This is a genomic window from Vibrio sonorensis (assembly GCF_001854765.1).
Lineage (GTDB): Bacteria > Pseudomonadota > Gammaproteobacteria > Enterobacterales > Vibrionaceae > Vibrio > Vibrio sonorensis.
Genome location: NZ_LJJE01000002.1, coordinates 347,532 through 362,977, shown reverse-complemented (window position 1 = coordinate 362,977; position 15,446 = coordinate 347,532). Strand labels below are relative to the sequence as shown.

Below are 15,446 nucleotides of genomic sequence, written 5' to 3'. Positions count from 1 at the left end.
CGGTTTCTAAACAACAAACTTTATCTAGTCGTCTTAATTGATTCAAGAATACTAGTTAACTTTTCGATAGAGAGAACAATGAAATTAATTCGCTCGGTAGCTGTCGCTTCTGCCTTAGCCTCTTGAGCATCCTGAAGCATACGCTTACAAGCGTGCTCGAAGTTAGCTTGCTTGCCTTTACCAAAGGCACTATAGCTACAGTCAAAAACATCTTCGTATTTAAGAACTTGCCTGAAGCGTTTATTATCATTTTTTACACCTAGTAGTAACGCATGTGCTTTTTCAAAACGTTCAGATTTCTCTCGTTCAGATATTGTCCCCTCTGTCACTTCCATGAGATAGAGGCGAGCTTGTTGAGTATCAATATTTTCGGTGTGATAACTTGACGACCCGTTAGTTCGCAATGCAGCGAATTCATATGCAGAATCTAGATGTTGTTGAGCTGTAGAGGTATCACCAAAACTAAGTCGACACATCGCATATTGAACCCAGAAGTGCGGGTGTCTAGTTAACCATGTGCATCGACGTTTCAATTCAACAAAATAGTTATTCAATGAAGCTTGCTTTTGTGGGATCAACTTTTCAACATTACTAAACGTCCTTAGTTTTGAGTGCAGTGTCTTTAGGTGATGCTCATCCCTATTATCGATTCTCCCCATAATCTCAAGACAATTTTCTACAACATAACTGTCCGTTAGGATATTGTTGATAATAAAAAGACTCAAGATACTTGACTTAGCAAGTATTGTACTGTCTGAACTAACAGAAAATAGAGTTGTAAATGCATCCGTGTCTCTAAACTTTGCCGTTAATATCTCTTCGTTACCAGCGATATCACTGATGTTTACTGGATCTTTCCTAATGTTAAAAACGTCACATAAAGCCAAAGCAAACAAAGTTTTTTTATACTTTGGTTCTGACGTTAGCTCCGTCAGCAAATTTAATACTCGATCTTTTATATCGGGACTTTTAAGAAGCTCTAGTAGTACATTTGATAGCTGGCTGTTATACCCTTCACGTATTAAATTGACCTTCTTAGCTCGACTCCACCCTGTGTATTGCTTCCATAAGTTTTGGTCGTCTAGGATGGATATTAGTTGTTCAATCTCAGTATCAAGCAACTCATTCAAACTAAATACGTTTATTGGGACGCCACTATCTGCGAATTGCTGAATATTTGAGAATGAACTTACAGATCTGTCGGATAGCAATAGCGTAATATTCGAGGGAAGCATCGCAGTGAAGTAATCGAAAAACTCTTTTTGATCACTGATGTCGTCAATAATGACTAAATGATCTCCTGCTAAATTTGCCAGTATATCTAGATCTTTACAGGCGTCATCTTCAAAATTAGTCATCTCCCAAACACTCTGCCCATAGAGTGTCGCCGAGGATGCGATATGGCTCATTAGAACGGATTTGCCATTACCAAGGTCACTCTGAATGAACACATGCTTTTTGTCCATCAAATGGGTTAGAATTTCGGTTGATACTGAACGTTCAAACATAAAAGGTACATCAAAACCTTTTCTCACCACGGTATCGACATCGGTATTAGTATACTTGCCAAAAAGCAACATCAATTGAGTTGCAACATCATCTAGGTTGCTGTCTTCCTCATTTACAACTCTCTTAGTAAAACAACTAGGCATTAGCACGTCATCTTTGTCAACGATAACTTCCTTAACTAGCTCACCAAAACCAGAAGTACCAATTTGAGTTACGTGGCCATATTTAGATAATTTATAAGTTAATTGATGTGATGCTCCGTCATGCACAACGAAGTAAGTCTTGTCTGCGAGGTGAGGGCGGTCATTTAGCACTTTTTCAATATCAAAATCATAGAGAGAGTAACCAACAAACACTAAAGCAGAGCAATGTTCCACGTCTCGATTAAACACATTTCGCCACTTTGAGTCTAGAAAAAAGTCAGCAGACATATATGACGCATCTGATAGCTTAATTTTTGTATCCAAATCATCAACGGCGGCATTTTGGATTGAACCATTTAAATGTAAGCATATTGCTTTTTCGTGCTTGATGTAGTCTTGAGGCTTATCTAGAAGAGATAGTGATTCAATGCTCTTTTTATTGGCTAAATAGCTTAGTTCAATACTGTTATCATAGTTAGTTGTGTATATTCTACGCCAAGGAATACTGCATATATCAATATTAGCTTGAGATGCCGCAACTAGTGAATAGTTGTCTTTTAGAACTTGAAGTACGTCCTCTTTGTCTCCCAACGTTATACAAACATCAGAGGTATATTTAAGGTCGTCAGTGATCGGTAGCCCAAACTCCTCACAAAACTTCTCAGACAAAGCACCTGCTAGAGGAGGGTTACCACCAGTAATATTTTCGCAGTCAAGAGAGAAGCCTGCACCTGTAATTAATACGGCATTACCAGATGACAATTTACTTTTAAGTTTACTCAAATCAACTTGAGCCGGGGCAAGTTTAGATAAATCTAAGCCTTTCTTAAGCATACAAACCTCATATCTAACAATTGGTTATTTCCAACTATAGTATCAGAAGTTTGCATTATGTCTTTTTTTGTTTCGAGGTTTACTATCACTAGTGTTAGATGTCTTCTATTTGTGCGATAGTGTCATCAGCGCAGATAGTGATGCCGAATACATCCTCGAAAAAATAACAAACTAACACCGATTTAGGGCTACCCGTAAGGTCTAGTCTCTTCGACGAAACGAAGCTGACAAATTGAGTTCTAACTGATTAATATCAGATCATAACCATTCTCAAGCTTTTCGAGGATTATCAGTCTTTCGTACGTTAGTTGAGAATTCCGTTCGCCAATCTTTAAAAAACCGCCGTTGGCAAGTCAGCTTTTCGGAATACACATACCTAAATAATGGGACAAATGCATCCAATTCGATTAGGTCAATATGAGCTATACCATTGCGAGAAAGATTTGATTAAGTAATAGCCTTTGCGCCATGCTATCTATAACCTGTTCTGCGATGTAATCTAGTTCATCATTAAACGATGATAGGTCTGACATATTTCCTACCTTTAGCGGAGTCTTTCTCCTTAACATCAATGCCTCATAATCGTTACGAAAAACTTTTTTTACCCACTGGTACTTCGCGCTCGCGCTGTCCTCATCTTGCTTTGAAATAAACCCTCGACTCATACATTTTTCTACAACTATTCGCTCAACCTCTTTCCTTACGTTGTTTACTGTATCTATCTGAATCGCTTTCGCTAGAGCATCTGCAAGTGGGGTATGTTTATCTGTCATGTTTTCTTTAAACATACATATTTTTTAATGGGGAGTTAAGAGGGGTGCCCACTCTTACCAGAGGCACAAAGCGAAGCAATTGTCCTATCTGGAACCACAGGCATCCACAAACATTGACTTACTATTTGTTTTACAAAGATCTACCCTTCAAGAAAACATGTTGAAAAACTGGACGGTGACAACACAATCGGTAAAAAACGCTGCCTTCGGCGTCATGACTAGAGAAGTCTACTTAACTTCTACCACTCACAAAAATCATAAAGATACAGAGTGCATCATAGAACTCATAGGCTCCCCAAAAACCTCACAAAGAATAGCTCTAAAAGGAGAGCAGTTTAGAGCAAATCAAATTTCACATAGGAGACGGGGGAGACCTCTTTCCAGTTACGCCGTTGAGTTTTGCCTTACTCTTCCTCGAGGTATACGTCCGAGTGTGGAACAATGGAAACTAGTCTTAAACGACTGCTGTAAAGCACTCTCTGAACAGTTAAACCTAAACGAGCAAGAGCTAGCCGAGTTTAAATATTTAGTTCGAGCCGTTCTTCATCAACAACCTCAAATGGGCAAGCTTGGGGCTGGGGATCATGTTCACTTAATGATTGGCAAAGTTGTCGCCAACCGCATATTAAAAGATATACAAAGAAAGCAATCCACCAAACTGATCAAGACTTCCTTTAATGCCGCCATCCTCAAACACTGTTGCATAGATCATAAATTATATGTGCCTCACACACCTGCTCGTGGACGCCGCCTAGAAGAATGGCGATATCAACAACAAGAAGCCAAAAAAGCTCACGAAACAGTAAAGTTACTTAATACCCTACAAAGTCAGGTAGAGAAGTGGTTTACAGCAAGCATAGAAGAGAATCTAAGACAAAAACACCGACAGGAAAATAGAATAAGAAAGTCCCTTACAGAGCTCAGGTGTCATCATTTATCCCCTCACCAGACCAAGTCAATTGAACGTCTGACAAGTACCCTCCCCTTCGCTCAATAATATACAACTGCTGTCGGTTCATCTCCCATATAGGGAGTTGAACTGACGTCCAACATTTTCATTTAGTAGATTCTTTCCATAGCGTTACAATACCGGTAAAGTAGTGCCCTAAGACACGGTACTAAAGTACCTTTTCAACGACCTACAATTACAACTAAGTGATTGAATATTATGGTTTTGGTGGTAACTCCCGCCAGCTCCACCAAACGTTTGGAAAGGCCCAACTCACCGAGTTGGGCCTTTTTGTTTTGGCTTCAATTGTTAAAACGGCTCTGTTAAAACGGCTCTGACCCTGATTACTCAATATACTCATTACTGTGCCTCGCTCCCCCACATAATCATGCGCACACCAAAATGCACTTTTACGCGCATTAAAATGTAAAACAAAACATTTTTATGCGCATTAAAATGTTTAATCTTGCATTTTGTCGCGCATTTTTATGTAATAAGCATCGAACATGAAATCGCTATCACTAAGGTGGCTAGATGAAACGAACATTGCTTGAAAACCTACTCACCTGGAAAGGCAAGCCAACCAGGAAGCCTCTACTGATTGACGGAGCTAGACAAACTGGCAAAACATTCTTATTGCAGGAGCTATTAGGTAGTACATTCGAAAATGTCCTAAGGATCGATTTTTTAGAGAGTCCTGAGTTAATGGAAGCTTTTGCTGGATCTTTAAATCCTGATGACATCATCACCAATATTGAACTCTTAACAGGGCAAACCTTCGAACCATCTACAGATCTACTTATTTTAGATGAAATTGGTGAGTGTCCTAGAGCGGTTACCGCACTTAAATACTTTGCAGAAAAGGCTCCCAAAGCTTATGTTGCTGCAAGTGGTTCCAATATTGGATTGCTCACCTCCTTCCCTGTTGGAAAAGTTGAACAGCACAACTTAAGGCCACTGACTTTCAGGGAGTTTTTGTGGGCATCTGGAGAGAAAGCTCTTCAAAAAGCGTTTGACCAAAAGCTGAGTTCTTCTGCGGCTCATTCCAAGTTAATCGAATTGCTAACTGATTATTACTTCGTTGGCGGCATGCCTGAAGCCGTAAACTCATGGTTCGCAAACTCTCAACTCAGTATCATTGACCGAATTGAAGCCGTCTCTGAAGTCCATCGAAACTTAATTGAGGGCTACATGCGTGATTTCGGAAAATACTCTGGAAAAGTAGATGCGCAACTCATCGAGTCTGTATTTAGAAGCATCCCAGCCCAGTTATCTTCGGTATTCGATGACTCCGTTAAACGGTTCAAATTCAAAGGCGTTCACAAACGCAAATCTCGATATACTGAATATGAAAGTGCGATCACATGGCTTCACAAGTGTCGACTTGCGCTAAAGAATCATCCTATTGAAGGACAACCTCGTTCTCCTTTAGCTGCTTATCAGAAGGAAAATGCAGTTAAATTATTTCTATTTGATGTAGGCCTGTTGAACCATATGCTCGGTACGGGTTACCGTGAAATCAAACAGCAAGGCTATGAATACAAGGGATATGTCGCAGAAAACTATGTTCAACAGGAAATCGCCGCACTAGGTATTGAACCAAGTTTCTCTTGGGGAGACGCAAGGGCTGAGATAGAGTTCATCATCGCTGATGACCTAGGCCGTATTGTGCCTGTAGAAGTAAAGAGCGGTAAGCGAACCCGAGCAAAATCATTGCAGTCTTACATCGAAAAGTGCAAGCCCCACAAGACGATCAAACTTACAGGCACTCAAGGCTCTCCAGCAACAAAGAAAGAGCACATAGTGATGCCACTTTACTACACTGAATACTTACTTGATCACCTAAGAGATCTAGATAAAAGCTAAATGAGTAAGAACATACTCATTAATACCGAAGAATCCATGATATGGGCAATATTTGGCTCATATCATTTAAACAAAGTATTCATTAAAACGGCTCTGACCCTTTCATCTCCTCTTTCATCTCCTCAAACAAAACACTAAACAACTGAATTTAATGACATTTTAATCAGAAACCAAAAAACTCCCATTAACACATTCCTTTGATCTAAAACAGTTTCAAATAATTACATTTTGTTAGTTTCTTATTACATTTCAAACACTTGAGGTAGAAATGAATAAGAAAATTATCAGTAGTCTCGAATTTGGTCGGGTCTTGGCTATTTTTGCCGTTCTGGCTTTACATGCTGGATTGTTTAACTCCTACCCCCTATACAACGATGAGCCTTGGGTGGGAAACATCTTCAATCAGTTAACGCGTTTTGGCGTACCACTGTTCTTCTTGTTGGCTGGCTACTTTGTAAAACCCAAACTGGCTTCACATCCTTTAAGCGGGTTAACATCCTACGCTAAGCCTCTTCTTAGGGTCTGGGTGGTATGGAGCATCATTTGCTTGATCCTTCCGTTCCGTGGAGATGTACTTCTAGAGCATGGTTACCTTGCCGAGCGCCAAGGCTTTTTCAACTACCTAAGCCAAAGTCTCGCTAATACCTTAGTTCAAGGTGGCCTTGATTATTTGTGGTTCCTACCAGCTTTGGTTATGGCAGTGGCGATCATCGCTCTACTTGATCACTTTAAACAGGCTCGCTTACTGCTGCCTGTTGCGATAGCTCTTTATCTCTATGGGGTATTGGCGGGAAGTTATGTGGTGCTCACTGACTTACCTTCACCTTTCTTTACTCGTAACGGGCCGTTTTTCTCGACCTTATTGGTTTCACTTGGCTATTTGATCCGCCAAAACTCCTTCATGGTTAAACCGTCTACCGCTTTTATTATGATGGTGATAGGCCTACTTGCTCATATGTCTGAAGCCTACTTCTTGTTCACGCATGGCGCAGCATTTAACGTCAACGACTATCTGTTTGGCACTGCGCTGTGGGCAACTGGGTTGTTTTTACTATTGCTCAACTACCCTGATTTTGGGAACAACAGAGTCATTCACTATCTCGGCAGACGTGTTCTAGCTATCTATGTGGTCCACATGATCTTCCTTATCTACATGATGAACATTGAGGTATTGATTGGAGCCAAGTACGCCATGCGCGATTTATTGCAATTTGGTGGAACAACGCTGACCACCCTACTGTTTATCGCACTTATCGAAAGAACCCCCTTAAAAAAATGGTTGTTCCGATAAAAGAAAAGGCTAAGCGAGCTCTGTGCTTGCTTAGCCTGTTGTTTAAGCCGTTGCATCTCTCTGTATCTATTCGTCTCAACACCGATAGAACAAAGTGATTTGAGTTCTAGCCAATCTGACGCGTTCTAGCTAGTTCGAAAGTTCTCTTCGGATAATTTCTGCACCTTCACTAAGCGCGTTGAGCTTACCTCTTGCTACCTCATGAGAAAGCGGAGCCATACCGCAGTTTGTACAAGGGTAAAGCTTGTCTGCATCAACATATTTAAGTGCTTCGCGCAGGGTATTCGCCACTTCTTCAGGTGTCTCGATATTGTCGGTAGCCACATCAATCGCGCCAACCATCACCTTCTTACCTCGGATAAGCTCAAGCAACTCAATAGGAACGCGAGAGTTATGACACTCCAGCGAGATAATATCGATATTGGACTGTTGCAGCTTTGGAAACACCTCTTCGTACTGTCTCCACTCTGAACCCAAGGTTTTCTTCCAATCGGTGTTGGCTTTGATCCCGTAGCCATAGCAGATATGTACAGCAGTTTCGCATTTTAGCCCTTCAATCGCTCTCTCTAGGCAAGCAATACCCCACTCGTTCACATCATCAAAAAACACGTTAAAAGCGGGTTCATCAAACTGAATGATATCCACACCTGCCGCTTCTAGCTCTTTCGCTTCTTGGTTAAGAATTTTTGCGAACTCCCACGCCAGTTTTTCGCGGCTTTTATAGTGATCATCATAGAGGGTGTCTATCATGGTCATCGGCCCCGGCAGTGCCCATTTAATGGGCTTATCCGTTTGCTGACGTAGAAACTTAGCGTCTTCGACAAACACCGGCTTTTGACGGCTAACAGGGCCAACAACAGTTGGCACGCTAGCGTCATAGCGGTTGCGGATTTTAACGGTTTTTCTGTTTTCAAAATCCACACCACTTAGGTGTTCGATAAAGGTCGTCACAAAGTGCTGACGAGTTTGCTCTCCATCGCTAACGATATCCACACCTGACTGTTGTTGGTCAAAAAGCGATAGGCGCAAAGCGTCAAGTTTGCCCGCCACCAGCTCTTCATCTTCCAATTTCCAAGGGGACCATAATTGCTCTGGTTGTGCCAGCCACGTAGGTTTTGGCAAACTACCAGCCGTTGAGGTTGGTAATAACTTTTTCATAATAATGCTACCTTGCTAATAATTTATTGAACGTAACTTGCAGACCACTGCTCAAGAATATTCTGGTATGGCTTAATAAAGTGCTCTTGTGCAAACTTGCCTTGTTCTTTAGCAAGAAGGCTACGCTCTTCACGGTCATACACAATTTGAGTCAGCGAGTGATCTGAGTTGTTCAAGTTTGGCTGGTAGCGTTTACCTGCAGCCGCGTTCGCATTGTATATTTCTGGTCGGTAGATCTTTTGGAAGGTTTCCATCGTGCTGATGGTGCTAATTAGCTCAAGGCTAGTATAGTCATTTAGCAAATCACCAAAGAAGTAGAAAGCCAGAGGTGCAACACTGTTTGGCGGCATAAAGTAACGCACCTGCAAACCCATCTTCTGGAAGTACTTCTCGGTAAGCGAAGAGTCATTTGGAAGGTACTCCACTCCCAATACTGGATGCTGGTTTTCAGTGCGGTGATAAGTTTTGTTATCAGAAACGCTCAGGCAGATAACGGGGGGCTTTGCAAAGTTTTGCTTATAAGCCTCTGAGCGAACAAAGTGCTTAAAGATTTTTCCATGTAGATCGCCAAAGTTGTCCGGAATAGTAAACTGCGGCTTATCTTTGTTGTGGTCGAGCAGTAAAACACTAAAGTCGTAATCGCGAACATAAGACGAGAAGTTATTGCCGACGATACCTTCAATGCGTTGATTCGTTTTGCTGTCGAGGATATTGGTTTTCAGAATTTCGATTGTCGGAAAATGCTCTTCTCCTTCAATATTGATATCTACGGATACGATTTCCAGTTCAACCGAGTAACGATCGCCATTTGGGTTGTCCCAATGCGCTAGAGCATTAAAGCTGTTGTCGATCATCTTTAAAGCGTTGCGCAAGTTTTCTTGGCGGCTGTCGCCCCGCGCTAAATTGGCAAAGTTAGTGGTAATACGCGTGTTATCTGCCGGTTGGTAGTTTTCGTCGAAACTAATTCGCTTGATAGCATAGGTAAAATCTTTACTCATGGTGATCTGGTATCCTATTTCCTTAGATGAAAGCTGAACTTTTCTGCTCTTTCTAGGCGAGTTGAGTTTGTTGAGATTGGCCCAGAGTTCTAATTTGCAGTCTTTCTTTTGGTGCCTTTGGCACTCTTAATTTCGACTGTCATGTTTTCTGTAAATAAGAGCAGTAAGTTTTTTATACGCAGATACGCACATGAACAAAAATGGTAATGACTCACATTGAACATGAATAAATCTCATAAAGAGAAGATCACTGACTTAAAGTTCTCTTTTCCCACCCCACAAAACAGACCAAACCATTGAAAGTATTAATTTTTAATCAAAACTAAAAATAAACGATTTTTACCAATGAGATCTAAAAAAGCAGCCAAAACCCATAGAGAAACCAAGGTTTTATTTAGATTAACACTGAATAATAAAGCGTAAAAAAAGCAGAGAATGGAACACCAAAACGGTATTTAGGCAGTACTGGCAAAGAAAAATAAGACAAGTAGGCAGGGAGACAATCAGGCTCCCTACCAAGGGTTTTAATAATCTAATGTGCTGCGGATAGCATCGATATTTTGCTTAACCCAGTTAGGGTCAATTGGTCCCCATGAGGCGATGCGATAATGGCCGTTCTTTAGCGCCCCTGTAAACTGGCACTCTATATCCAGCTCTTCTAACGCAGTAATTGTATCTTGCGCCGTTCGTCTGGGGATGGTTATCTCAGCCTGAATTTGGGGGATGGTATTCACCCCACTATCGATTAAATAAGCGATGAACAAACGACGGTAAAAAGAGGTTTTGGTTTTGCTTATTGTCATTTTCTTTCCCTGAAAAAGAGAAAAGAGCCCTTAAGAGCTCTTTTCTAAATTGCTGTCAGATTTAACGTTAAACCGTTATTCAATCTATCGCTATGCTGCGTTAGAAAAATCTTGTAAAAACGCGTCCTTTCGTGCGTGAAAACGCTCTACTAGGTCGTCAATTGATGGTTGGTCATAAGGCTTAAGGCCAGACGCAACCATGCGCTTAACACCTTTGCCCACTTCAATGCCATCTTCTTTAAACACAAAGTTAAGAGTTACAATACCGCGCTTACCCTCAATATCAAACGTTGCACCATCAAATGCCACTTCTGGGTGTTTAAGGTCTAATCTTGAAAACTCAACTTCCATGCTCTCGTAAATCACGAGTGGGCGCTGGCAGTTAATCATCATCTGTTTCTCTTCCATTAGAGGAACCATGATATGAGGGAAGTTCATGCCCGAGAACTTCACATAGTTGGTCACAACGTGCTCAATAAAGTCGGTATCGTGACTCACCTCGCCTTCGCGAGACATATGCAAGTATTCTTTGCCGTTGGCGTCTACCACTGAGCTTTCTTTATCACACTTGTTTTCAATAGAAAGAGCAATGTTGTCCCCTACCATACCTGAGAAATCAAAGCGCATTTTTTGGCTGATACCTTCTTGGCGCAGCAATACTGCGAACAAAAGGTCACCAGGAACACAAAAGCGTTTGTTGTCTTCGTCGTGGATAGGATTAAAGTCCCCAGCGACTTTTTTAGCAAAGTGACTTGCCTGCTGTCGAGTGAACTGGAAATTGCGATCTTCGCTTGAAAAATAAGGTGCTAAAAACATGGTGTGCATACGGTTGCCAAAACTGGGCGCGAGTATACAACATGATTCGCGTTTTATTGGTCTATCCAGATAAATTTTCTGTCAATTAAATAACAAAAGACCCAACTCTTCGAGTCAGGTCTTATGGTTAAGACAATCCATCTATTTTTTGCTATTTTTTCCGCAGTTCTACGGTATTACTGTAGCCCGAGGTTTCCGAGCCCTTATAAGCACGAACTCGATAACCGTAGTTCCCGTTACTCAAACTACTAGAATCATAACTAAATGAGGTCACATTGCTTCCTACCGAATCAAGGGGTTGAAAGTCGATACGACCTTTGGTTTTTAGCCCTCTCTCAATGTAAAAGCCTTCTTCGTCTCCTGAGTTATCTGTCCAATTAAGCACAACCATATTACCACTTGTACTACCAGTGAGGTCAGTTGGCGCCGCTAGTGAACCGGGTTCTGGTTCGGGATCTGGAGAGCTGGATTCCACACTAACGGTAATTGTTTCGGAAGTGACTCGATCACCAGCTGCATTTTCTGCGCTTACCCTGTAGCGATAGCTTCCAGTGTCACTTACTGTATCCGTGAAGCTTGTTACATCAACCCCTACCAGTGGTAGTTCTGTATAGACAATACGACCTCTAAATTTAATACCTCGTTCGACTACAAAACCAACCTCAACATTGCTGTTATCTCGCCACGTTAAATTAACATCGAATCCATCTACTAATGCGGTTAAGTTACTTGGTGCGTTGAAAACATTCGGATCAATAATAGTAACGTTGGAACTTGTGCTATTAGAGGCGCCCGCTTCGTCCGTAACCGTTAATGTTACCGTAAAGTCACCGCCACTTGGGTATGAGTAGTTCGTGGTTGCCCCAGAGTCAGAATCGCCGTTACCAAAGTCCCAATCGTAGTTGATAATATTGCCTTCGGCGTCACTCGACGCTCTGCCATCAAAGAAAATACTCTCTGTTACATCGTAGCTACTGGCTAATCCTGTAATTACAGCGACTGGCAGTTCATTAGTCACCTGAACGCTGGTCGTATCAGAATCAGTCAAACCGTCATTATCCGTTACGGTTAAACTCACCTGAAAACTACCCGCTGTAGCATACTCATGGCTGACAATCTTCTCGTTAGAAGTCGTGCCATCACCAAAGTCCCACAAGTAAGAGATCACGGTGCCGTCGGGGTCCGAAGAAGCACTGCCATCAAAGTTAAATGGTGTGCCAAAAGGCAGTGAATTGTTGTCTACACCAGCAACTGCGACTGGCGCCTCTAATCCACCTAGGTTCACCGCATAGTTAACCGCGGCAGCGGCATCCACTAGGCCATGACCAAACACATTGTCATCACCACTAGTACCAATATCGACCGCAGTTGAGAACAAACCATTTTCAATCTCAGAAGGGGTAATGTTGGGATTGGCCGCGACCATTAACGCTGCAATCCCCGCCGTCAGCGGAGAAGAAAAAGAAGTGCCGCTGTAATAGACATATCGGTTATTTGGGTACGTCGTCAGAATTTCAACACCGGGCGCGGTAATATCAACATAGTTACCCCAGCTCGAAAAACTGGCACGCCCATCACTTCGGTTCGTCGCACCGACCCCTACAAAACTGGTGTAATCTGGATATGTTGGGTGTTCTTGCCCGCTATTACCCGCAGACATAAACAGCAAACCGTTCCTCGCCCGAAGATACTGAGCCGCAGCATCTATCGTCGCATATTGAATGCCACCATAACTTAAGTTCACAATCCTAGCGTTATTGTCCGCTGCATATTCAATACAAGTTGCCATAGTGGATATATACGCAGAACTGTTGCTGTCACTGATAGCAATGCGAACAGGAATAATATCAACGCTCCAACTCGCACCGGCTACACCAGTGTTGTTATTACCTACCGCACCTAAAGTCCCCGCACTACCAGTGCCGTGACCATTAGCATCAAAAATATAGTTAGAGCCATCATTGGCATTAAACGCAAGATCCGTTCTTAAGTTTGGTCCCAAATCAGGGTGATTAACATCGAATCCAGTATCACACACCGCAACGAGAACAGAGTTCCCCGTCGTCACATCCCAAGCCTGCTGGCTGTTAACATTGTTGTGGTGCCACTGGTTGCCAAAGCTTGGATCATTGGGCTGAGCAATCGGTTCGACAACATAGTCGGGTTCGGCGAACTCTACATAACCACTAGTTTTCAGTATGTTAGCAATCGCGGTCTCTCGCCCGTGATGCTCAAAAGTCGCAATCACAATTTGGCTGCCATCCAAGGTTCTTTCAGAAACCAAGCCCTGACTTTTTAGTAGGGCATTTAACCCTTTCAAATCCCTAGTGGAGGCATTCACGCTAATTTTGTACAAAACCGTGCCGGGGCGAAACTCTTCCTCTCCCTTGGGTTTTGCTATCGCTCCAGAAGCGAAAGTAACCAATACTATTGGTATGAAACAACTCCAAAATCGCTTAGCGTTTTTTAAACAGAACATAGCCCGCCTCCATTACTTTACATGGCCAACAATTAACAGTTTGGTCAATAACTGGACAGGTGTAAAACCCCATTTCATCAAGCTTTGTAGCCTGAACAGGCCTGCTTAGAAACGTTTATAAATCTCCAGAAAATAAAACCCATATAACTCAAAACGCTATAGTGGAACCATTGGTGAAAACATCTCATTTGACTACTTTTAATCGCTGTTATTAAAAACAGTGGGATATTCCGTTGTTTTGATAACACAAGACCATTAGACGCTGATTTTAAAAGAGTTCTAAGGGTGCGCTACGGCACACCGATAAATGTGAAGTTTTTATGACAACGCACTGAGAAAAGACAACGCATCCAGTTTGCTATGCACTTTGTTTAAAAGTCGTTGTGGTGGCAATAATACCTAACCTTGCTACTTAACTTACTCCAAGCAATAGCGTTTTAATGTACCCTCCGAAAGCTTAGATAAAAACTAAAGCACGCTATCTAGAAAAGCATTTCAACTCTGGATACAATTCGGCGCTAAATAACCATCGCAAATTTGTAAAACATCGCTAAAATAGGCGGCTTTGTTTCAAATAGTCCTGTTTACTGTTTGGATATTGGTTGATCTGGCTTCCTGAGGAAATGACATTGAAAACGCTACACCTTTCTGCTGATAAACAAAAAGATATCGAGCAAGCCAAAGAGATATTGGCAAACGGTGAGCTTGTCGCGATTCCAACTGAAACCGTTTACGGCTTAGCCGCAGATGCAAGTAATCCGGAAGCGGTAAAAAAGATCTTTGCCGCAAAAGGTAGACCAGCCAACCATCCGCTTATTGTTCACATTGGCAACATGGATCAGCTTTCTGATTGGGCGCAAGATATTCCAGAGCAGGCTTATCAGCTTGCAAAAGCGTTTTGGCCCGGTCCTGTGACCATGCTGCTAAACAAGGCGGATAAAGCGAATTCCGTAGTGACGGGAGGGCTAGAGACCATCGGTGTTAGAATGCCTGCCCACGGCGTGTTCAGTACCCTTTTGCAATCTGGGCTTGCAGTTGCAGCCCCATCGGCGAACCCATATAAAAAGTTAAGCCCAACCTCTGCAGAGCATGTATTAAATTCACTGGGTGGTAAATTGGCAGCGGTGCTTGACGGTGGCGATTGTGTACACGGCCTAGAGTCAACTATTGTCGATCTTACTCAAACACCTTTGCGCATTTTGCGTTCTGGCCCAATTAGCGCAGCCCAGTTATCCGATGTACTCGGTGAAGAAGTACTTTCGCCTAAAACACACAATGTCGCTGTTCCGGGTAATGTGACTAGCCACTACCAGCCAAACACCAAAGTCCGCTTGGTTGATAGCCAAGCGTTGAGCAATACCCAAGGTAAAAAAGTTGCCTATTTGCATTACAGCTCGCTCGACGAATCGCAACAAGCAATAGAAAACGTCACTAGTAAGCAGATGTCAGGCAATGTTGCAGAGTACTCCTATCAGCTATACCGCTCGTTAGACGAGGCCGATAAATGGGGCTGCGAAGAGATCTGGGTTGAAAGGCCTCCTCTTAGCGATGAGTGGCTGGCAGTCCACGATCGACTAAATCGAGCTCAATCTAAACTTTCCTAATGAAAACCACCTTCGGGTGGTTTTCATTTATCTGCCCGTTGGATAAAAAAAACCGCATCAAAATGATGCGGCAAACAATTCCATTCAATAAATCAACTAAGGAGGTTGTTATGATCACTCCGAGAAAAAACAGGATTCGCATTTTAAAGTAGGAAAGTCCATTTTCTGTCCTGTTAGCTCTCCCTCGGAGTAAGGTAACAATACGCTTTTACCTCAAATCTGA

The 15,446-nt window shown here is 42.3% G+C and carries 11 protein-coding genes; 4 read left to right on the top strand and 7 right to left on the bottom strand.

From position 1 onward, the window contains the following. Window positions 1–20 precede the first annotated feature (20 nt). Window positions 21–2,486, bottom strand: coding sequence for an SIR2 family protein (locus tag BLO31_RS01650; protein ID WP_070962582.1), 2,466 nt, complete (start codon window positions 2,484–2,486; stop codon window positions 21–23). A gap of 422 nt (window positions 2,487–2,908) precedes the next feature. Further along, window positions 2,909–3,259 carry a hypothetical protein gene (locus BLO31_RS01645; protein ID WP_070962581.1) on the bottom strand — a complete coding sequence of 117 codons (351 nt, stop codon included), beginning with the start codon at window positions 3,257–3,259 and terminating at the stop codon, window positions 2,909–2,911. A gap of 433 nt (window positions 3,260–3,692) precedes the next feature. Here BLO31_RS01645 and BLO31_RS01640 point away from each other — a divergent pair, with 433 nt between their 5' ends. From BLO31_RS01640 to BLO31_RS01630, 3 genes are all read left to right on the top strand, one after another. Continuing rightward, window positions 3,693–4,256, top strand: coding sequence for a hypothetical protein (locus BLO31_RS01640; RefSeq protein WP_245688339.1), 564 nt, complete (start codon window positions 3,693–3,695; stop codon window positions 4,254–4,256). Window positions 4,257–4,742: 486 nt separating this feature from the next. Then, window positions 4,743–6,074 (top strand): ATP-binding protein, encoded by a 1,332-nt coding sequence (locus BLO31_RS01635; protein WP_070962580.1) that lies wholly within the window; start codon window positions 4,743–4,745, stop codon window positions 6,072–6,074. Window positions 6,075–6,342: 268 nt separating this feature from the next. Beyond that, the gene (locus tag BLO31_RS01630) at window positions 6,343–7,365 is read left to right on the top strand and encodes an acyltransferase (RefSeq protein WP_070962579.1); all 1,023 of its coding nucleotides are present in this window, start codon (window positions 6,343–6,345) and stop codon (window positions 7,363–7,365) included. A gap of 129 nt (window positions 7,366–7,494) precedes the next feature. On the opposite strand, the gene BLO31_RS01625 is transcribed toward BLO31_RS01630, so the two are convergent. The 5 genes from BLO31_RS01625 to BLO31_RS01605 all read right to left on the bottom strand — a co-directional run bounded on the left by BLO31_RS01625 (window position 7,495) and on the right by BLO31_RS01605 (window position 13,619). Beyond that, window positions 7,495–8,523, bottom strand: coding sequence for a methionine synthase (locus BLO31_RS01625; RefSeq protein ID WP_070962578.1), 1,029 nt, complete (start codon window positions 8,521–8,523; stop codon window positions 7,495–7,497). Window positions 8,524–8,546: 23 nt separating this feature from the next. Continuing rightward, a complete protein-coding gene (locus BLO31_RS01620) occupies window positions 8,547–9,521 on the bottom strand; it encodes a DUF1852 domain-containing protein (RefSeq protein WP_070962577.1) in 975 nt (324 codons plus the stop codon). 524 nt (window positions 9,522–10,045) lie between these two features. After that, window positions 10,046–10,324, bottom strand: a complete 279-nt coding sequence (locus BLO31_RS01615) for a helix-turn-helix domain-containing protein (protein ID WP_070962576.1) — start codon at window positions 10,322–10,324, stop codon at window positions 10,046–10,048. 90 nt (window positions 10,325–10,414) lie between these two features. Beyond that, window positions 10,415–11,140: a DUF3581 domain-containing protein gene (locus BLO31_RS01610; RefSeq protein ID WP_070962624.1), complete on the bottom strand. Its 726-nt coding sequence runs from the start codon at window positions 11,138–11,140 to the stop codon at window positions 10,415–10,417. A gap of 151 nt (window positions 11,141–11,291) precedes the next feature. Next, a complete protein-coding gene (locus BLO31_RS01605) occupies window positions 11,292–13,619 on the bottom strand; it encodes a S8 family serine peptidase (RefSeq protein WP_070962575.1) in 2,328 nt (775 codons plus the stop codon). A 629-nt stretch (window positions 13,620–14,248) separates the two neighbouring features. On the opposite strand from BLO31_RS01605, the gene BLO31_RS01600 reads away from it, so the two are divergent. Continuing rightward, complete coding sequence (locus BLO31_RS01600; protein ID WP_070962574.1) at window positions 14,249–15,223, top strand: L-threonylcarbamoyladenylate synthase; 975 nt, start codon at window positions 14,249–14,251, stop codon at window positions 15,221–15,223. Window positions 15,224–15,446 lie beyond the last annotated feature (223 nt).